This is a genomic window from Nocardia sp. CDC160 (assembly GCF_035818795.1).
Taxonomy (GTDB): domain Bacteria; phylum Actinomycetota; class Actinomycetes; order Mycobacteriales; family Mycobacteriaceae; genus Nocardia.
Map to the genome: position 1 here is coordinate 671,524 of NZ_JAYKYT010000004.1, position 18,342 is coordinate 689,865.

The 18,342-nt window shown below is 67.2% G+C and carries 16 protein-coding genes; 6 read left to right on the forward strand and 10 right to left on the reverse strand.

Features of this window, described 5'->3' with window-relative positions:
* Nucleotides 1-21: 21 nt before the first annotated feature.
* On the reverse strand, nucleotides 22-741 hold the full coding sequence (locus tag VMT40_RS24675) for a hypothetical protein (protein WP_326361104.1): 720 nt from the start codon (nucleotides 739-741) through the stop codon (nucleotides 22-24).
* Nucleotides 742-1,062: 321 nt separating this feature from the next.
* Between VMT40_RS24675 and VMT40_RS24680 the strand changes: the two genes are divergently transcribed.
* Nucleotides 1,063-1,401 carry a hypothetical protein gene (locus VMT40_RS24680; RefSeq protein ID WP_326361105.1) on the forward strand — a complete coding sequence of 113 codons (339 nt, stop codon included), beginning with the start codon at nucleotides 1,063-1,065 and terminating at the stop codon, nucleotides 1,399-1,401.
* Here VMT40_RS24680 and VMT40_RS24685 read toward each other — a convergent pair.
* Both VMT40_RS24685 and VMT40_RS24690 read right to left on the reverse strand, forming a co-directional pair.
* Nucleotides 1,398-2,813 carry an NlpC/P60 family protein gene (locus VMT40_RS24685; protein WP_326361106.1) on the reverse strand — a complete coding sequence of 472 codons (1,416 nt, stop codon included), beginning with the start codon at nucleotides 2,811-2,813 and terminating at the stop codon, nucleotides 1,398-1,400. The genes VMT40_RS24680 and VMT40_RS24685 overlap by 4 nt on opposite strands.
* A gap of 260 nt (nucleotides 2,814-3,073) precedes the next feature.
* Complete coding sequence (locus VMT40_RS24690; protein ID WP_326361107.1) at nucleotides 3,074-3,622, reverse strand: Rv1476 family membrane protein; 549 nt, start codon at nucleotides 3,620-3,622, stop codon at nucleotides 3,074-3,076.
* A gap of 193 nt (nucleotides 3,623-3,815) precedes the next feature.
* Here VMT40_RS24690 and acnA point away from each other — a divergent pair, with 193 nt between their 5' ends.
* Together acnA and VMT40_RS24700 are read left to right on the forward strand one after the other, a co-directional pair.
* A complete protein-coding gene (gene acnA / locus VMT40_RS24695; RefSeq protein ID WP_326361109.1) occupies nucleotides 3,816-6,614 on the forward strand; it encodes an aconitate hydratase AcnA in 2,799 nt (932 codons plus the stop codon).
* 188 nt (nucleotides 6,615-6,802) lie between these two features.
* Nucleotides 6,803-7,369: a TetR/AcrR family transcriptional regulator gene (locus VMT40_RS24700; RefSeq protein WP_326307542.1), complete on the forward strand. Its 567-nt coding sequence runs from the start codon at nucleotides 6,803-6,805 to the stop codon at nucleotides 7,367-7,369.
* A gap of 16 nt (nucleotides 7,370-7,385) precedes the next feature.
* Here the strand turns inward: VMT40_RS24700 and VMT40_RS24705 are convergent, their stop codons facing one another.
* The 7 genes from VMT40_RS24705 to VMT40_RS24735 form a co-directional block, all read right to left on the reverse strand.
* Nucleotides 7,386-8,861, reverse strand: coding sequence for a serine/threonine-protein kinase (locus VMT40_RS24705; RefSeq protein WP_326361111.1), 1,476 nt, complete (start codon nucleotides 8,859-8,861; stop codon nucleotides 7,386-7,388).
* Complete coding sequence (locus tag VMT40_RS24710) at nucleotides 8,854-10,086, reverse strand: DUF7373 family lipoprotein (protein WP_326361113.1); 1,233 nt, start codon at nucleotides 10,084-10,086, stop codon at nucleotides 8,854-8,856. The genes VMT40_RS24705 and VMT40_RS24710 overlap by 8 nt, the downstream gene beginning before the upstream one ends.
* A 12-nt stretch (nucleotides 10,087-10,098) precedes the next feature.
* Nucleotides 10,099-11,592 carry a serine/threonine-protein kinase gene (locus VMT40_RS24715; protein ID WP_326361114.1) on the reverse strand — a complete coding sequence of 498 codons (1,494 nt, stop codon included), beginning with the start codon at nucleotides 11,590-11,592 and terminating at the stop codon, nucleotides 10,099-10,101.
* Nucleotides 11,579-13,135, reverse strand: a complete 1,557-nt coding sequence (locus tag VMT40_RS24720; protein WP_326361115.1) for a serine/threonine-protein kinase — start codon at nucleotides 13,133-13,135, stop codon at nucleotides 11,579-11,581. The genes VMT40_RS24715 and VMT40_RS24720 overlap by 14 nt, the downstream gene beginning before the upstream one ends.
* Nucleotides 13,136-13,139: 4 nt before the next feature.
* Nucleotides 13,140-14,357 carry a DUF7373 family lipoprotein gene (locus VMT40_RS24725; protein WP_326361116.1) on the reverse strand — a complete coding sequence of 406 codons (1,218 nt, stop codon included), beginning with the start codon at nucleotides 14,355-14,357 and terminating at the stop codon, nucleotides 13,140-13,142.
* Nucleotides 14,354-15,826 carry a serine/threonine-protein kinase gene (locus tag VMT40_RS24730; protein WP_326361117.1) on the reverse strand — a complete coding sequence of 491 codons (1,473 nt, stop codon included), beginning with the start codon at nucleotides 15,824-15,826 and terminating at the stop codon, nucleotides 14,354-14,356. The genes VMT40_RS24725 and VMT40_RS24730 overlap by 4 nt, the downstream gene beginning before the upstream one ends.
* Before the next feature lie 132 nt (nucleotides 15,827-15,958).
* Entirely contained in the window at nucleotides 15,959-16,459 is a 501-nt protein-coding gene (locus VMT40_RS24735; protein WP_326361119.1) for a MarR family winged helix-turn-helix transcriptional regulator, read from the reverse strand.
* A 71-nt stretch (nucleotides 16,460-16,530) separates the two neighbouring features.
* Here VMT40_RS24735 and VMT40_RS24740 point away from each other — a divergent pair, with 71 nt between their 5' ends.
* The 3 genes from VMT40_RS24740 to VMT40_RS24750 all read left to right on the forward strand — a co-directional run bounded on the left by VMT40_RS24740 (nucleotide 16,531) and on the right by VMT40_RS24750 (nucleotide 18,333).
* Nucleotides 16,531-17,031 carry a cupin domain-containing protein gene (locus VMT40_RS24740; protein WP_326361120.1) on the forward strand — a complete coding sequence of 167 codons (501 nt, stop codon included), beginning with the start codon at nucleotides 16,531-16,533 and terminating at the stop codon, nucleotides 17,029-17,031.
* A gap of 198 nt (nucleotides 17,032-17,229) precedes the next feature.
* Entirely contained in the window at nucleotides 17,230-17,679 is a 450-nt protein-coding gene (locus VMT40_RS24745; protein WP_326361122.1) for an acyl-CoA thioesterase, read from the forward strand.
* A 192-nt stretch (nucleotides 17,680-17,871) separates the two neighbouring features.
* Nucleotides 17,872-18,333 (forward strand): hypothetical protein, encoded by a 462-nt coding sequence (locus tag VMT40_RS24750; protein WP_326361124.1) that lies wholly within the window; start codon nucleotides 17,872-17,874, stop codon nucleotides 18,331-18,333.
* Nucleotides 18,334-18,342: the final 9 nt, after the last annotated feature.

The following is an 18,342-nucleotide window of genomic DNA, read 5'->3' on the forward strand; positions in this document are numbered from 1 at the left end:
GGTCCCCTCGGGGCGTGGCGGTCAGGGTCCGGTTAGCGGGAACCTCCAGTAGAGGCGGGGTAGGAAGCCTATGGACAGGTAGCGGAGGGGCCCTAGGACACAGAGTTCCACGGTGGTCACGGTTTGGTAGGCCGCGTCCACGGTTGGGTCGTAGGGGGTGGTGACCGCCATGCCGGAACCTGGTTGGCACTCTTGGGTAGCCGCGGAGGTTGTCGGGTCCAGGGCGGATGCGGCCGGTAAACGCGACCGCCAGAAGGGGCCGGGTGCGTCGCCGAAGCTGAGCGTGACAAGAGCATTGGTGTGGTCGCCCTCGGTCTGGATGCTTCGGATCGTGAACTTCAGATCCGGGCCCGTGCTCTGGGCTCCCGCGGCGTGGTCCGGGGGCTCGAATCGGCTTCCTCCCGTGACGTACTGCGGGAAGTGTCCGAAAAAGCTGATCTCGGCCGTACCACGTAGCGCATCCGCGGTGTCGAAACACAGCTTGCCCGAGACGATCCCGTGCGCCGCGAGGGAACCGGTGTGTGGCAGACCGGCACCCAAGTCGGACGGGCAATCGATGAGATCAGTCCCTTTCTGCCCGATATCGTTCGGGTTCTGGATGAACGCCGACCAACGCACCGCACTCAAATCCCCGGCCGCCGCGGCGGTATTGCGGACACGCGCCGTCACAGCGAACCGATTGCGGCCGCCGACCGAAGCGAGTGTCGTGAAGTCCCACAACGCCACTTCCCAGGTGCTCACGCTGTCCGCGGCACCCGGCGCCAACGCCGGGTCCGACGACGTGGTGGTCGGCGGAGTGCTCACCGTACCGGTAGCGGCCGGGGTACGCGGCGAATCTCTTTGTGAGACAGCACATCCCACCAGCACCACCAACGCCACAGCCGTCAGAAGTATCGTCATGGCACGAATCGACATCCCGCCCTCCTCCCCCGTCGACGCGCCATCCGCGTCGCCCACGCATCCGGAACCTTCCGCTGCCCTCTTATCCGACCCATGCGCACACCTGTTAATCACTCGCAAAAGCAATCGTTCACCGTGGGGTCGGCACGCTACGGTGCCGCAATGAAATGGAAAGTAGGCAAGGGAGACGAATGCGAATTGCCCGCCACCGCCTCCGTATGGCTCACCGACGACCCGCAACCCGGTTTGGTGCTGGTCGAGTTCACGGACGTGTACGGTCGGCCGCACCAACTGGTCGGTAAGAGCGCCTACTTCGGCGGCGACCTGCTGCCGACCTCGACCTATCCCCGACGCACTGCCATCGGGTGCACGATCGAGGACATCAAAGGCGAAATCGCAACTGTCAGTGTGCATTGGGTGTTCAGCCGCGTCACCGACATGCCATTCACCTTCGACGTTCAGCTGGATGCTCTCGCCCCGGTTGCCGCCGACCGGGGTTAGGAGATTATTCGGATGGCGTAGGGCATGATGCCGTCTTCGCGGACGGAGGCTACTCGGACCACGTCGCCGGATTGGGGGGCTTCGATCATTTTGCCGTTGCCTATGTAGAGGGCTACGTGTTGGCTGCCGCCCGGGCCCCAGAAGAGCATGTCGCCGCGGGCACGGTCGGCGACGGGGACTCGGGTGCCCATGGTGTATTGGTAGCCGGAGTAGTGCGGGAGGGAGACGCCGATTCCGGCGAAGGCGTAGATCATGAGGCCGGAGCAGTCGAAGCCGGTTTTGTTGTAGTCGCCGTAGCTGTCGGCGGTGCCGCCGTCGCGGATGCCGAGGGTGGGGCCGTCCTCATCGCCTCCGCCCCAGGCGTATTCGACGCCCAGCTGGGACATGGCTCGGTCGACGACGGTTTCGATCAGCTGACTGTTGGAGCCGCTGGGGCGGACCGGCTGGGTCGAGCGGCGCGGGGGCGGCGAGGTGTCCTGGACGACGTGGGGGCGGTGGCTCTGGCCCACCTGGTCGGCGCGGTCGGCGGAGTCCTTGTCGGCGGCGACCCGAGCCGCGGCGGAGCGAGCGGCGGCGCGGGCCGCGGCCTCCTCCGCCTTGCGCTGATTGTCCCACGCCACGAACGCATCTCGTTGACTCTGCAGACCGGCGACGTTGGCGCGCGCCGCATCCAGCCGCTGCTGGGCCGAATCACGCTGGGACACAAGGCCATTGCGGATCGAGTTCTGCTGGTCGAATTCGGCCTGCGCCGCGGTGACGGCGTTCTGCGCCGCCACCTTCTTGGCATCGGCGTCGGCCGCGGCGGCATCGGCGGCCTGCTTGGCCTGCTTGGCGTCGGAGGTCTTGTTGGCCTGATCGATCTGCGCGTGACGCAGACCCTCGACCACCACCTGCTGATTCTTGGACGCGATCGTCAGCACCTGCGCGCGGTTGAGCGCGTCCTCGGGGCTCGGGGCGGCCAGATAGCTCACCAGCGAGGTCGACCCGGGCCGCATGTAGACCTGGGCCACGTACTTGTCGAATTCCCGGTGTGCCGTATCGACTTTCGCGCCCGCGTCGGTCAGGTTCTGCTGGCACTGGGCAACCGTCCGGGCGGCGGCGTCGGCGGCATCGCGGGCAATCTGCAGATCGACCAGCGCCTTGTTGACCGCCTCGCGGCGCGTCGCCACCGCGTCGTCGAGCTGCTTGAGCTGCTGTTCGGCCGAGGCCACCTGGTTGATCAAGGCGCCGACCTCGCCCACGCCCGCGTCCACCTGCGCGCCCGCGGCATTGAGGTCGCTGTCGCTCGGATTCGGGGGCGGCGGGGGCACAGCGTGCCCGCTGGCAATCCCCATGGCCAGCACAATCAGCGCTACGAGCAACTCCGTAGCGACCCGCACCGAGCGTCCCCACCACGTCGCCGGTCGTCGCATCGCACCTCCCTGGAGTCTCATCCGGCACATCAACCCCAACCGTGCCATCGCGAAACCGTACGGCACGTCAAGGACCACGCCGATCAGGCTCGCCACAATGACACCGATGTAATTCAGAAGTAGCCGCATATTTGCAGGTAACGGACGAAACGCCCTGCGACACAAAGCGCGACACGCGCGCCGCCCACCGGCGTGTCGGCAATAAGAAAGGGGCTCGGGTCAGAACCCGAACCCCTCAGGAGGAGACATCGCGGAAAGCGCTACGCGACCGGCGTCCGCTCCGACACGCCCGCTTCACCCTGCGCCCGCCGCCGCTTCACCAGATACAGCCCGCCGATCGACGCGATCAACACCCCCAACGCCACCAGCGTGATCACCGTCCACGAAATCGTCTCCGGCTGCTCGAGCCGATCCACGAAAATCCGCGCCGCCTCGGTGGTGTGCTCGGGCCCGCGGTACTTGGCCTTGTCCTCGGCCCACTCCAGATGCCCGCGGGTGAACTGATCGCTGTAGGTGCCGACCCAGTCGTCACTGAAGACCACCACGGTCCCGTGCTCGATCTTGCCCACCTCGTTGGCCAGATCGCGCAGGTTCGCCTCGATGCCCGGATTACCCTGCACCACAACGATGTCCAGCTGAATCCCGTGCTCACGCGCGTCGGCGGCAATGGCCGCCAGGGCCTCCTGATCGCGTCCGGAGGGGGCGGCGACATGGTCATCGGCGAGATCGGCGATGATGGCATCCAGGTTGGTGTTCGGCGGTAGCTCCGCCTTCATGGGCGTGAAAACCGAGGTCTGCGAGACGGTCACGAACGCAGAGTACGGGACGACGTGTCACATCACCTCACCGCGGCTGGCATGTCCGCCCGTAGAACCTCCCCCGATGTGCTCACAGGACAAGCGTACTGTTAGAGTCGGCAAACGGACGAGGCTTGCGCCTCGACGAGGCCAACGGCACAGCCCCGCCGCTGGCCCTCCCATTCACAGACGAGTGGAGCTGAACGTGACGAGTATCGATACCTTCGGCGCCAAGGGCACCCTCGAGGTCGGAAGCAACTCGTATGAGATCTTCCGTCTCTCGGCCGTGCCCGGCACCGAGAAGCTGCCCTACGCCCTGAAGGTCCTCGCGGAGAACCTGCTTCGCACCGAGGACGGCGCCAACATCACCGCCGACCACATCCGTGCCATCGCCAGCTGGGATCCCTCCGCCGAGCCGGACACCGAGATCCAGTTCACCCCGGCCCGCGTGATCATGCAGGACTTCACCGGCGTGCCCTGCATCGTCGACCTGGCCACCATGCGCGAGGCCGTCGCCACCCTCGGCGGCGACCCCAACAAGGTCAACCCGCTGTCCCCCGCCGACATGGTCATCGACCACTCGGTCATCCTCGACGTGTTCGGCACCGCCGACGCCCTCGAGCGCAACGTCGACCTCGAGTACCAGCGCAACGGCGAGCGCTACCAGTTCCTGCGCTGGGGCCAGGGCGCCTTCGACGACTTCAAGGTCGTCCCGCCGGGCGTCGGCATCGTGCACCAGGTCAACATCGAGTACCTGGCCTCGACCGTCATGGTCCGCAACGGCCAGGCCTACCCCGACACCTGCGTCGGCACCGACTCGCACACCACCATGGTCAACGGCCTGGGCGTGCTGGGCTGGGGCGTCGGCGGCATCGAGGCCGAGGCCGCCATGCTCGGCCAGCCGGTCTCCATGCTGATCCCGCGCGTCGTCGGCTTCAAGCTGACCGGTGAGATCCAGCCCGGCGTGACCGCCACCGACGTCGTGCTCACCGTCACCGACATGCTGCGCAAGCACGGTGTGGTCGGCAAGTTCGTCGAGTTCTACGGCAAGGGCGTCGCCGAGGTGCCCCTCGCGAACCGCGCCACCCTGGGCAACATGTCGCCCGAATTCGGTTCCACCGCCGCGATCTTCCCGATCGACGAGGAGACCATCAACTACCTGCGCCTCACCGGCCGCAGCGACGAGCAGCTCGCGCTCGTCGAGGCGTACGCCAAGGAGCAGGGCCTGTGGCACGACGCCGACAACGAGCCCGCCTACTCGGAGTACCTGGAGCTGGACCTGAGCACCGTGGTGCCGTCCATCGCCGGTCCGAAGCGCCCGCAGGACCGAATCCTGCTGTCGGAGTCCAAGATCGCCTTCCGCAAGGACATCCACAACTACACCAACGACCCCGAGGCGGCCCCGCACTCCAAGCTGGACGAGGCCATCGAGGAGTCGTTCCCGGCCAGCGATCCGGCCGAGCTGTCCTTCGCCGACGACGACGCCATCATCCCGAGTGCGGCCAACGGCCACACCGGCCGTCCGTCCAAGCCGGTCAAGGTGTCGGACCCCGAGCGCGGTGACTTCGTGCTCGATCACGGCGCGGTCGTGGTCGCGGGCATCACCTCCTGCACCAACACCTCCAACCCGTCGGTCATGATCGGCGCGGCCCTGCTGGCCCGCAATGCCGTCGAGAAGGGCCTGTCGTCCAAGCCGTGGGTCAAGACCAACATGGCCCCGGGCTCGCAGGTCGTCGCCGACTACTACGAGAAGGCCGGCCTGTGGCCGTACCTGGAGAAGCTGGGCTTCTACGTGGGTGGCTTCGGCTGCACCACCTGCATCGGCAACACCGGTCCGCTGCCGGAGCAGATCTCCAAGGCCATCAACGACAATGACCTGTCGGTCACCGCGGTGCTCTCGGGCAACCGCAACTTCGAGGGTCGCATCTCCCCCGACGTGAAGATGAACTACCTGGCCTCCCCGCCGCTGGTCATCGCCTACGCGCTCGCGGGCACCATGGACTTCGACTTCGAGACCGACGCCCTGGGCAAGGACAAGGACGGCAACGACGTCTTCCTCAAGGACATCTGGCCGTCCGCGCAGGAGATCGACGACACCATCAAGTCCGCGATCAGCCGGGACATGTTCACCAAGTCCTACGCGACCGTGTTCGACGGTGACCAGCGCTGGCAGGGTCTGGACACCCCGCAGGGCGACACCTTCGCCTGGGACGAGTCCTCGACCTACGTCCGCAAGGCCCCGTACTTCGAGGGCATGACGATGGAACCGGCCCCGGTCGAGGACATCAAGGGTGCGCGCGTGCTCGCGCTGCTGGGCGATTCGGTCACCACCGACCACATCTCCCCGGCCGGTCCGATCAAGCCGGGCACCCCGGCCGCGCAGTACCTGGACTCGCACGGCGTCGCGCGCAAGGACTACAACTCGCTGGGCTCGCGTCGCGGTAACCACGAGGTCATGATCCGCGGCACCTTCGCCAACATCCGGCTGCGCAACCAGCTGCTGGACGACGTCTCGGGCGGCTACACCCGCGACTTCACCCAGCCCGGTGGCCCGCAGGCGTTCATCTACGACGCCTCGCAGAACTACCAGGCCGCGGGCATCCCGCTGGTCGTGCTGGGCGGCAAGGAGTACGGCTCGGGTTCCTCGCGTGACTGGGCCGCCAAGGGCACCCGCCTGCTGGGTGTCAAGGCCGTCATCACCGAGTCCTTCGAGCGCATCCACCGCTCCAACCTGATCGGCATGGGCGTTGTGCCGCTGCAGTTCCCGGCTGGCGAGTCCGCCAAGTCGCTGGGCCTGGACGGCACCGAGGTCTTCGACATCGAGGGCATCACCAAGCTGAACGAGGGTGTGACTCCGAAGACCATGAAGGTGACCGCCACCAAGGAGAACGGCGAGAAGGTCGTCTTCGACGCGGTCGTCCGCATCGACACCCCCGGTGAGGCGGACTACTACCGCAACGGCGGCATCCTGCAGTTCGTGCTGCGCAACATGATTCGCGGCTAGTACATCCGCGAACGCCTCGGTCTTCGAAGGGCTGTTTCGAAGCCGAGTCGTGGTGGTGGGCGGCGGTTCACGCCGCCGCCTGCCACGCGGCCCGTCCCGGGCCGCTTCGCTCGTCGCTCGTGCGGGTTCTCCCATTTGGTCGCAAGATCGATACGGAGAACCCGCACAACACGTTTCGGAGGAGCCCAGTGCCCAAGGTCAGTGACGACCACCTCGCCGCCCGGCGTAGTCAGATCCTCGACGGAGCCCGCCGCTGCTTCGCCGAGTTCGGCTACGAGGGCGCTACCGTGCGTCGCCTCGAAGAAGCCACCGGCCTGTCGCGCGGCGCCATCTTCCACCACTTCCGCGACAAAGACGCGTTATTCCTGGCGCTGGCCCAGGAGGACGCGGGCCGCATGGCCGAGGTCGCCGCCACCCAGGGCCTCATCCAGGTCATGCGCGATATGCTCGCGCGCCCAGAGGATTTCGACTGGCTCGGCACCCGCCTCGAGATCGCCCGCCGCCTGCGCAACGACCCGGAATTCCGCGCCAACTGGGAAGAACGCTCCACCGAACTCACCGCGGCCACCGTCGCCCGCCTCGAACGCCGCAAGGCCGCGGGCGCCCTGCGCGAGGACGTCCCCACCGAGGTCATCCTCGGCTACCTCGACCTCGTCCTCGACGGCCTCATCGCCCGCATCGCCTCCGGCCACGCCAACGACAACCTCGAGGCCGTCCTCGACCTCGTCGAAGCCTCGGTCCGCCGCAAGCAGTGATCGATTGCCGGTCGGATTACAGCGGCACCACCGACCACCAGCGGTCGTAGAGATCCCGGCCGGAGTTGCCGCCGATCACATTGAGAATGCAGTTCTTCCGGGCGCCGTCGTCGAACCGCACCAGCAGTTGGCCCGTGAAACCGCCCACGTCGGTGAACTCGCGGAGGATCAACCGCCCTTGGCCGGAGGGGCGCTGCCAATGCTCATCGAGGACGCTGGGTGGGCCGTCGGACCCGCCGAAATCCGCGGCCGTGTCCTCCCCGCCGCACGCCACGACGATTCGCGACACCGGATTGCGATCTCCGTTGCAGTTGAGCCTGTTCACCGAATCCCGCGATTCGTTCACACCGATCGGCTGCATGTCGCCGTCCACCGCCGTGCACCGCAGGCCCTCGAAACCGCTCGCGGTCTGGGTCGCGGGTAAGAGCGAGGGGAAAGCTTTGACCACGTATTCGTGGGCACCCCAGGAATCGGCCGCGGGTGCGGGCGACGAGGACACCGCGGCGGGCTGCTCGTGAGCCCCGCCACGCAGCTCGACGATGGAGATTCCCGCGGCCGCCACGGCCGCGATCAGCGTGGTGACCACGAGCGCGACCACACCCTTGCGGCTCGGCCGCCGACCACGGCCTTGCGGCGTCTCGATACCGAGTGCGGCGGCCGCGGCCTCTGCCAGCGCACCGCAGGAGGGATAGCGTCGGTCCGGGTCCTTGGACAGTGCTTTCGCTATGACGGCATCGATCGCGCCAGGAAGGGCCGGGACCATTGCGGTCGGCCGCGGTGGGCGCTCCTCGAGGTGGGCGCGGATCACCGCCTCGGCCGTAGCGCGCGGGAACGGCTTCGCACCGGTCAGCAATTCGTAGAGCGTGCAACCCAGCCCGTAGACATCGGCGCGCTGATCGACGGTGTCCGCGGTGAGTTGTTCGGGCGCCGCGTACGCGATGGTCGCCAGCACCGTACCGGTCCGGGTCAGCGCGGTCGAGGCCGCCGTGCCGCGCGCGATGCCGAAATCGGTGATGGTGACCCGATCGGGCTGTCCCGGAATCGGTTCGAGCAGGATGTTGGCGGGCTTGACGTCACGGTGCACCATACCGGCGCGATGGGCGTGGTCCAGACCCCGCGCCGCCGCGCCGACGATGTGCACCGCGCGGTCGGCCGGTACCCGAGCACCGTCGCGGATCAGCGCGGCGGCATCGACACCGTCGACGAACTGCATCGCGATCCATAGTCGCCCGCCCTCGATGCCCCGATCGTGAACGCCGATGATATTCGGATGCTCCAACCGCGCGGCGAATTCGGCCTCGCGGATGAACCGGCTGCGAAACTCGTGGTCCGAACTGTGCTGGACCGAGAGCACTTTCAGTGCGTCCAAACGCGGCAGGCGTGGATGCTTGGCCACATACACCGTGCCGGTTCCACCGCTGCCGAGCGTCCGTTCGATCCGGTAGCCCGCGAAAATCGTTCCCGGGGTGAGGATCTCGTACGCGCTAGGCACTGTTCACCAGCAGCAGGTACTGCGCCGAGGCGCGCTGATGGGCTTCGGTGATATTGCGGCCCACCACGGTCGCCGAGTACCTCCCGAATAGGACGTGGCAGTGAATCTGGACCGGCCAGTAGGCGGGAATCGACGTCCACCTGCCGCAGTACGCGTCCGGTACCCCCTTCGGCGCGGCCGTGTCACTCCCGGAATCCGCCTGGCTCTTGCGCATTTCCGCACCGAAGACCCGACGTGCGGTGACCGCGTCGGGAAAACGTTCGAGGAAATTGTGATCGTTCATGGCGACGCGCTCGACGGCTGCGTCGAATTCGAGCGTCTTCAGCAATCGAGTGCCGTGCGGACCGAAAACCACCCCGCTGGGCGTGATCGACGATGCCCAACCGGCCACGTCATCGCTGCGGTCGGCGATCACCGTGGGCACCTGCCAGACCCCGGCGCCGTAGGGCAGCAGGCGCGCGAGCATGCCGTCCTGGTCGAGGGGCAGTTCGGCGAACCGGTCCGGTGGTGTGGCCGTGAACGTCCGCAATCTCGGGATCTGGATATCGAACGTCTTGTGGACGAGCCCGCTCAGCACCGCCTGATCCGGCGTCGTGTGCTGGGCCAGCACGCTGATCACGAACGAGCCGTTGGCGATCGTCGCCGCCATCGACGGAGCCGTCGGACGCCAATGCCCGTACGCCCCGGGATAATCGGCGAACAATACCGCCACATTGTCCGGATTCAACGCGGCGTCGGTGGCGTCCATCTGTCTGGCCGCCAGCCGGGCCTGCTCGGCATCGGGAAATCGCAGCAGCAGCACCCTCAGTAGCCGCGCGGAACCGACGTCCACGTTTTCGATTTCGACGTCACTGCCGGTCACCGTGTATCCGGCCAACATGCCATGGGATTCGAGGACCTTCCGAACCGGCGCCGCCAGCATTCCCACGGCCTCGAGCGGGCTCGGTACGGGCCCGGTGCGTTTGGCCGCGCCCTTGGACAGTGCCGCATCCACCTCGGCGGGGTCGAGTATCGTCTCGGCCATCCGCACCGACTCCAGTACCCGCCCGTACTGTTCGTTTCCCGCGGGCGGTGTCAGCGGCCTGATCTGATTGTGGCCGATGTCGAACGCGGACACGGCCGGTGTCGCGGGGACCGGCTGTCCCGGTCGGGTGCAGCCGCAGGCCGCGATCAGGGCCGCGGCCAGCACCACGGCGGCGCGCGTCATCGCAGGGCGCGAAATCATCGGTCCCCCTTGTCATATCGGCGCACTGGGCCACCACCGCTCACGAAGCTCGGAACCCGATGCCTGGCTACTGGCCCGCAGGCGGCAGAAGTTGCGGCCGGTTCCGTCGAAACTCACCTCGAGCTTGCCGATCGCTTTGCCATCGGAGTTGGTGTTGGTGCCCCATCGCACCCGGCCGGTACCGGATGGCCGACTCCACTGCTCCTCGCCCTCCAACTGGGTGATCACCAGCGATTCCGTCAACGGGGTGCGATCGTTGTTGCAGGTGACCGTCAGCAGGTCGATGGGATCCCCGTCACCGGCACAAGTCACCGCGGCCTTCGGCACCACCTCGTCGAGGCTGATGAACTTCTGGTCCGACTCGCGCTTCTCCGCCGCATCCAGCTGCAGACACAGGTGCAGGCCCTGATATCCCGGCGCGGTCGGCGCAACCGGCAGCAGTCCCGGAAAGGTTTGCGCGATCAACGCGGCCGTACCCCACGCATCGGCGTCGATCACCGCCCGCGACGTAGCGGCCGATCCCCGCGACTCATCGGATCGACCCGCGACGGCGAGCGAAACAGGCACGGCCACAGCGATACTCGCCACGAGCGCGAGACCCGCGAGGAAAACTCGACGGCGACCGATCCGCCGACCGGGGAGCGCGTCGGCGCGCTCTGCCCACGCCTCGCGCGCCGCGGCCGCGAGCGCGCCGCAACTCGGATAGCGCTCCGCCGGATCCTTGGCCAGCGCCCTGGCTATGACGGCATCGAGTTCCACCGGTACGCGGGAATTCTCCGCGGAGGGCTGCGGCGGGGTCTCCAGCAGATGGGCATACATGACCGCGGCCGGACTGTCGCGCGGGTACGGCACCGAGCCGGTGAGCATGTGATAGAGCGTGCAGCCCAGCGCGTACACATCGGCGCGATGATCGACCGTCTCCCCACCGATCTGCTCGGGCGCCGCGTAGGCCAGCGTCGCGGTGAAACCGCCTGCCTCGGTGGGGTTCTCGTCTTCACCCGCAACGCGGGAGATGCCGAAGTCGGTCACCAGCACGCGGTCTTGCCCGTCCGGGTCCTCGGCCAGGAGAATGTTGGCCGGCTTCACGTCGAGGTGCAGCAATCCGACCCGGTGGATCTCGTCCAACCCTTGCGCGGCTTCGGACAGGATCCGGATCGTCCGTTCGATCGCGAGCTCGGACCCTTCGCGGCCGATCAACTCGGCCACATCCATCCCGTCGACGTACTGCATCGCGATCCACAGTCGGCCCTCCTGTTCGCCGCGATCACGGACCGCGACGACATTCGGATGCTGTAGCCGGACCGCGATCTCGGCCTCACGGAGAAAGCGGGCCCGGAATTCGGCATTGTCGGCGTGCTTGTCCGACAGGATCTTCAACGCGTCATGTCGCGGCAAGCGCGGATGTCGCGCGAGATATACCTCGCCCATGCCACCGGCGCCGAGCCGACGTTCGACCCGATAGCCCGCGAAATCCGGGTGGTCCCCATGATTTTCAGAAGGGGGCATTGGGCCACCACCGATCGTGGAGGTCCTGGCCCGATGTCCCGCCGATTATCGCGACCTGACAGAAGTTCCGGGTGGGTTCCTCGAATTCGAGACCGACGACTCCCCTCCGTTGGCCGCCTTCGTCGACATCGAGCCAATCCACCCGGCCGCGCCCGGAACTGCGTACCCACTGCTCGTTGCCTATCGGATGCTCGTCGGCCAGGAAGAACGGGGTACGGTTCGTGGAGCACCGGACGTCGACATCGCTCACCGGGTTCCGATTTCCGGTGCAGTCGATGCGAGCGATCGTCCGGGGCAACTTCTTCAGGTCGGCTTCTCGTCCGCTGTCGTCCTCGACCGCTGCGCACCGGATGCCCTGATATCCGGTCGCGACCGGTGTCGCGGGCAAGAGCGTCGGCAGCGCGTCGACCACGAATTTGTACTTCCCCCACGTCACTCCGGCGGCGGTGGTGGTGGTCGGCACCGGCGGCGACGCGGTTCTCTTCGAACCGTGTTGCAGCACCACGACACTCGTCACCGCCGTGACCACGGCGAGGATTCCCGCGGCGACCGCCGCGATCCGCGCTCGGCGGGCGCTCGGACGGCGGGTGCTCGGTCGTCGTGGCGACGGCGCGGTCTCCGGCAGGTCCGGCCCGGTCCGGTCTCGAGCCGACGACGGAATGCTCGGCGGGCGTGCCACCAGCAGCGTCGGTTCCACCGCGTGACCGAAGGCGTCGGCCACCGCCGCCGCCAGTGCCCCGCACGAGGATTGGCGGTCGTCCGGGTTCTTGGCCATCGCCCGGGCGATCACCGCGTCGATCTTCGGCGGCAGCTCCGGTCGCAGCTCGCGCACCCGCGGGGGCGGCTCCTCCAGATGTGCTGTGATCACCGCGACCACGGAATCGCGCGGGAACGGCTTGCGGCCGGTCAGCAGTTCGAAAACCGTGCAACCCAACGCGTATACGTCGGCTCGGTGATCGACCTGCCCTTCGGCGAGCACTTCCGGAGCGGTGTAGGCCAGTGTCCCCATCACCGTGCCTACCTCGGTGAGGGCGGTGCCTTCACCCGCTGCCCGAGCGATTCCGAAGTCGGCTATCAACACCCGCTCGGCGTCCTCGGCACCGGATTCGATCAAGATATTCGCCGGTTTCACGTCACGATGCAGCATCCCCGAGCGGTGGGCTTCGTCGAGCCCCCGCGCCACATCGCGTACCAGGGTCACCACCCGCTCCCCCGGCAATGCGCCCGTCCGGCGCAACAGTTCGGCGGCATCGACGCCGTCGACGAACTCCATCGCGATCCACAGCCGCCCGTCCTCGGTCCCGCGATCGTGCACGGCCACGATATTGCGATGATCGAGCTGAGCGGCCAGCTCGGCCTCCCGGAGGAAGCGGGCCCGGAATTCCGCGGCCGCACTGAAATTCGGTGGCAGCACCTTGATCGCGTCCAGGCGCGGCAGCCGCGGGTGGCGGGCCAGATACACGACGCCCATGCCCCCGGCACCGAGTTGCCGTTCGATCCGGTATCCCGCGAACAGTGTTCCCGGCGTGAAGGTTTCGACCATTCGATTACTCGCTATTCACCAGCAGTGCGTACTGTGCGGCCGCGCGTTGCCGCACATCCTCGTAGTCCCGGCTGAGCACCAGCGCCAGATATCGGCCGAACACGAGAACGCAACTGAACCGGGTCATCGATGCGCCGGAGTCGGTCGTATTCTCCTTGCAATTCACGTCCACCAGACCCGTCGGCCCGGGCACCAGCCGATGCCCGCCGTCGGTGGCGCTGTCCCGCAAGAGAGCGAACTGTTTGCGCGCCGCCGCCGCATCGGCGTAACGGACCAGTCGATCGAATCGGTTGAGCGCCAACAACTCGTAGGGCTGCACGGCTCGGCCCTGGAACAGTTCGGCGCCGCGCGGACCGTAGACGATCCCGCGCGCCTGAAGCAGATTGCTCCATCCGGCGTTCGGGTCGAGTTCACCGAGGATCACCTGCGGGTACGGCCATCGGCCCGGCGCTTCCGGAACCATCCGGCCCAACATTCCGTCACGATCGAGGGGCAGTTCGGTGAATCGGCCCGCGGGTGTCGGGGCGAATTCCCGCAGCAGCGGGATCTGCGCGTCGAATGCCTTGCCCGCCAGGGACGACAACGCGGCCTGGTCGGGACTTCGCTCACCGACGAGCACGCTGATGACGAACGAGTCCTGCGCCGTGGTGGCCGCCATGGTCGGCACGGTCGGGCGCCAATGTCCGCGCGCGGCCGCATGCCCGGGAATGGCGACTGCCACATTGTCCGGGCTGACCGCGAAATCGACCGCGTCGATCTCCTGTGCGGCCTGTTGCGCCGCTGCGGAATCCGGGAAGCGCAGCACCAGAATCTGTAGGAGCCGACCGGTTCCGACGCTTGCGTGCACGGCGGCGGGGGTGTCGGTGGCGCCCACCGTGAAACCGGCCAGCATGCCGTGCTGTCGCAGCACGGCGGAGACCGGATCTGCCAGCAGGCCCGCAGCTTTCGCCGGTGTCGGCAGCGGAACCGCGCGCTTGCCTCCGAGCGGGACGGTCAGGGCGGGGTCCACCGCCTTCGGATCCGCCATGGCTTCGGCCATACGGATCGATTCGAGTATCTGGCCCTGGGCTTCGCTGACCGTTGTCGGGGCGATGAGCGGATAGCGGCTGAACGGTCCGACATCGAGCGTGTCCGGAGCGGGTCCGGGCATCGGACTGCCCGCCACCGTGCAGCCGCACAGCGCCAGCGTCACCACGGTCACCAGTATGCGCAGCACCTTCACAGCGGCGCCTCCGTCCACCAGCGAGTCCGCAGTTCGGCCCCGGTCGAGGCTCCGGTGACGACGATGTAGCAGAAGCTGCGATTCGGATTGTCGAAATACACTCGGAGATAGCCGGTGATCTTGTACTCGAAGCCCAGATCCGTTCCCCAGTGCAGATACCCGGAGCCCGACGGGCGAGTCCAGTGTTCGTCGCCTTCCGCGGTGTCGAACGTCCTCGGCGGAGCGATCGGTGAACGGTCCGCATTGCACACCAGATCCACCGTGACCGCCGGGTCCCGGTTGCCCTCGCAACCGATCCGACCGACCGGAACGTAGACATCGACGGAACGGATCTTCCGGTCCTCGTCGATTGCCTCGCAGGCGTACAGTTCCTGGTACCCGACGCCGAACTGCGAGGCGGGCAGCAACCCCGGAAAGGCCTGCGCGATATAGGTATAGGCGCCCCAGGACACCGGATCCACGCTGGTCTGCGGCCCGAGGGCCATGGCCTTCGAACTGGGCCGACTCGAGGAGTCATGGCCGAACACGGCCGCCGTCGTCACTGCGGCCGCGAGGACGGCGACCAGCGCGGCCCCGACCACCGCGCGGCGTCGCGTGATTCGGCGGCGCCCGGCCGTGGCCGCACCGATCCGCACCGTCGTGTCGGCTGCGGCTCGTGCCGCGGCCGCCAGTGCACCGCAACTCGAGAATCGCTCCTCGGGATTCTTCGCCAATGCCGTGGCGATCACCTCATCGAAGCCCGGTGCCACACCGAAGATCGAGGGCCGTGGCGGTGGATCGCTGAGGTGCGCGAATATCACCCCGGAGGGGGTGTCGCGTGGGAAGGGCACCGCTCCGGTGAGCATCTGGTAGAGCACACAACCGAGCGCGTAGACATCGGCGCGTCGATCGCCCACGCCACCACTGAGCCGCTCCGGCGCCACGTAGTCCAGGGTCGCGGTGAATCCGGCGGTCAGCGTCGCTGTTTCATCGGCGGGCCGGGCAATGCCGAAGTCGGTGACCAGCACCCGATCGCCGAGGCCGGGTCGCTCCTCGACGAGTATGTTGGCAGGCTTCACATCCCGGTGCAGCAGCCCCGCTCCGTGAATCGCGTCCAGCCCCTTCGCTGCCTCGGTGACGATCCTCAGCACCCGTTCGATCGACAGCCGCTCGGTTGGTCCACGCCGGAGTATCTCGGCAAGGTCGACGCCGTCGACATACTGCATCGCGATCCACATGCGGCCGTCGTGCTCGCCGCGGTCGCGCACCGCCACCACATTGGGATGATGCAGGCCTGCCGCAACTTCCGCCTCGCGCAGGAATCGAGCCCGGAAGGCCGAATCTCCCGTATGCGCCTCGGCCAGGATCTTCAGCGCATCCCGGCGCGGCAACCGCGGATGCTGAGCCAGGAACACGGTCCCCATGCCCCCGGACCCGAGCTCCCGTTCCAGTCGATATCCAGCGAAATCCGCTCCCACGATGACAGCCACCAGCACTGTCCTCTCGTCCCCACAGCGCACCGGGACCCTTCCGGCGCGACGCGCCTGACCCTACGCGACACCGCATTCGGGGCACAACGGAATCGGACAACGCGGGCGGCGATGTCACCTTCGTCGTCGTGATCAGCGTTCGAGATCGGCGAGGAGCACGCGGATGATGCGGTCGAGGTGCTCGCGGTCCTGGTCGGAAAGTACCGACAGCATGCGCGTTTCGTTTTCGAAGTGCTCGCCGACGACGGTGTCGATGAGCTTCAGGCCGCGGTCGGTGAGGGCTACCTTGATCGCGCGGCGGTCGCCTGTGTCGGCGATGCGGCGGACCAATCCTGCCTTTTCGAGGCGGTCCAGGCGGCCGGTCATGCCTGCGCGGGACATCATCAGGGTGTCGGCGAGGTTGGAGGGGTTGAGTTCGTAGGGGTCGCCCGAACGGCGTAGGGCCGCAAGGACATCGAACTCGCCGCGCTGCAATCCGTGTGCGGTGAAGACGGATTCGACCCGTTGGGTGCCCACCATCATGAGCCTGCCGAGGCGGCCGAGGATGGCCATGGCGGTGCCGTCGAGGTCCGGTCGCTCGCGCTCCCACTGCGCCCGGATCTTGTCGACCGCATCGATGTTCTTCTCGCCCATGGACAACACTTTATTCGATGGCATATAGTTCTGTAGCGAATTATCAAGTACCGAACGATTTGGAGCTAGTCATGAACACCGCTTCCCACCCCGCCGCCATCCGCCGTCCCGAGGACTCGGAGATTCTCGGGGCCGGTGGGTCCACGTCGGTGCGGCTGCTCATCGATGCGAACGAGGCCGGTGGGTCCAGCAGCACCGTCGAGGTGACCCTGGGGCGTGGGGCCGATGGCGCGACGCCGCACTATCACACGCTCTCGGACGAGATCTTCTATGTCGCCGACGGAGAACTGCAGGTCATGGCCGGGGATCGGATCACCACGGTGGGCGCGGGCGGGGCGATCGTGGTGCCCAAGTTCATGCCGCACGCCTTTGGGGCCGCGCCCGAGAGCACGGCCCGCATCTTCATCGCGCTCACCCCGGGTGTCGAGCGGCACGGTTACTTCCGTTTTCTGGAGCGACTGGCCCGGGGCGAGGTCACGCCCGTCGAATTCGAAGCGGCACAGCAGGATTACGACAACTACTTCATCGACGCCCCGCAGTGGTGGGACGAGCGCAACGCCAACCGTGCCTGAATCCGCGCGATAGCTGCGTCGGAACCGGAAAGCCCGGTTGACCGACCCCACCGGCCGCCAACGGAACGAATCCGGCGCGCGCGCAATGATCATCGAGGGTGCCACGGCAACTTTCCGCGGCCACGCGACCAGGTCCGCGATCGCGACGGTAGCCCCGCGATCGCGGACCAGTGTGCCGCAGGCCACTGAATATGCGGAATGATCGGCGGCGCGGTCCGGGTTGGTAGTTTCATGGCTTTCTCTGTTCCCATCACCGTTCGCGGGTACGAGCTCGATATCAACGGGCATCTGAATCAGGCGGTGTATCTGCAGTACGCCGAGCACGCGCGGTGGGAGTTGTTGCGGGCGAGCGGTCTGCCGGGCGAGAAAATGGTGGCGGCGGGTATCGGACCGGTGGTGTTGGAACAGACCATTAAGTACCAGCGGGAATTGCATTTGGGCGATGAGGTCACCGTGACCTGCGAGTTCGAGTTCACCGGCGGCAAGATCTTCCGAATGCACCAGCAGATCGTGAAACTGGACGGCACCGTATCGGCGCAGATAGAGGTCGTGTCCGGCATTCTCGATCTCCAGGCACGCAAACTGGTTGCGGATCCCGGTGCGGCGCTGCGGGCGATCGCCGAGTCGCCGGACGTGCTGGGTCTCTGAACGCGCACCGCGCCCGCCGCATCGCTCAGGTATATCAGCGAAATTCTTTCGGCGGGAGCGGTTTCCGGAACCTCGCCAAAGTTTGCCGGGGTAGCTGAAATCTTTCGTTGCGGACCGAATACGGCCGGTCGCGGGATATGATTCAGATCACGCTCGGCCCCGCAGCAAATCCCGAGCAGATCGGAGTTCAGCATGACCGGCGCCCTGCACCGGACCGGAACGACGGGTCTCACCAGCACCTCGCCACCGCTACCCGGCTACCTTGTCGCAGCCACGGAGCGAAGTATCAGCGTGCGCGTCGGTGACGGCACCTGGACCTTCCACCGGACCGATGTCCTCGACATCACCCGGTGGGACACTGCGGCGGCGCAGGGCAGCTGTGAGGGCCGCCCGGTGCTGGTGCACGTCCGGCCGGGTACCACCGCCGATTTCACGCAGCGGCGCCGAGTGGAGATCACCGACCGCCCCCTCACCCTCACCGCGGACCCGAGTCCCGCGCGCGGTGACGAGGAATTGCGCCGCGAAACCGAAATCTGGGCTCGCGGACTGGAACTCACCACGGCGCCCGGCGTCGGCGGAGCCACCATGACCTGCTGCCAGACCCGCTCCTACCGCGGCAGCGACGACGGCATCGCCTGCGACAGCCTGGACTGACGGGGGCGC

Excerpts from the sequence above, each read along its gene's own strand:
- VMT40_RS24720 (WP_326361115.1), bottom strand. The coding sequence starts at position 13,135 with ATGGTCGAAACCTTCACGCCGGGAACACTGTTCGCGGGATACCGGATC.
- VMT40_RS24680 (WP_326361105.1), top strand. The coding sequence starts at position 1,063 with ATGAAATGGAAAGTAGGCAAGGGAGACGAATGCGAATTGCCCGCCACC.
- VMT40_RS24685 (WP_326361106.1), bottom strand. The coding sequence starts at position 2,813 with ATGCGACGACCGGCGACGTGGTGGGGACGCTCGGTGCGGGTCGCTACG.
- VMT40_RS24735 (WP_326361119.1), bottom strand. The coding sequence starts at position 16,459 with ATGGGCGAGAAGAACATCGATGCGGTCGACAAGATCCGGGCGCAGTGG.
- VMT40_RS24715 (WP_326361114.1), bottom strand. The coding sequence starts at position 11,592 with ATGCCCCCTTCTGAAAATCATGGGGACCACCCGGATTTCGCGGGCTAT.
- VMT40_RS24710 (WP_326361113.1), bottom strand. The coding sequence starts at position 10,086 with ATGATTTCGCGCCCTGCGATGACGCGCGCCGCCGTGGTGCTGGCCGCG.
- VMT40_RS24740 (WP_326361120.1), top strand. The coding sequence starts at position 16,531 with ATGAACACCGCTTCCCACCCCGCCGCCATCCGCCGTCCCGAGGACTCG.
- VMT40_RS24750 (WP_326361124.1), top strand. The coding sequence starts at position 17,872 with ATGACCGGCGCCCTGCACCGGACCGGAACGACGGGTCTCACCAGCACC.
- VMT40_RS24745 (WP_326361122.1), top strand. The coding sequence starts at position 17,230 with ATGATCGGCGGCGCGGTCCGGGTTGGTAGTTTCATGGCTTTCTCTGTT.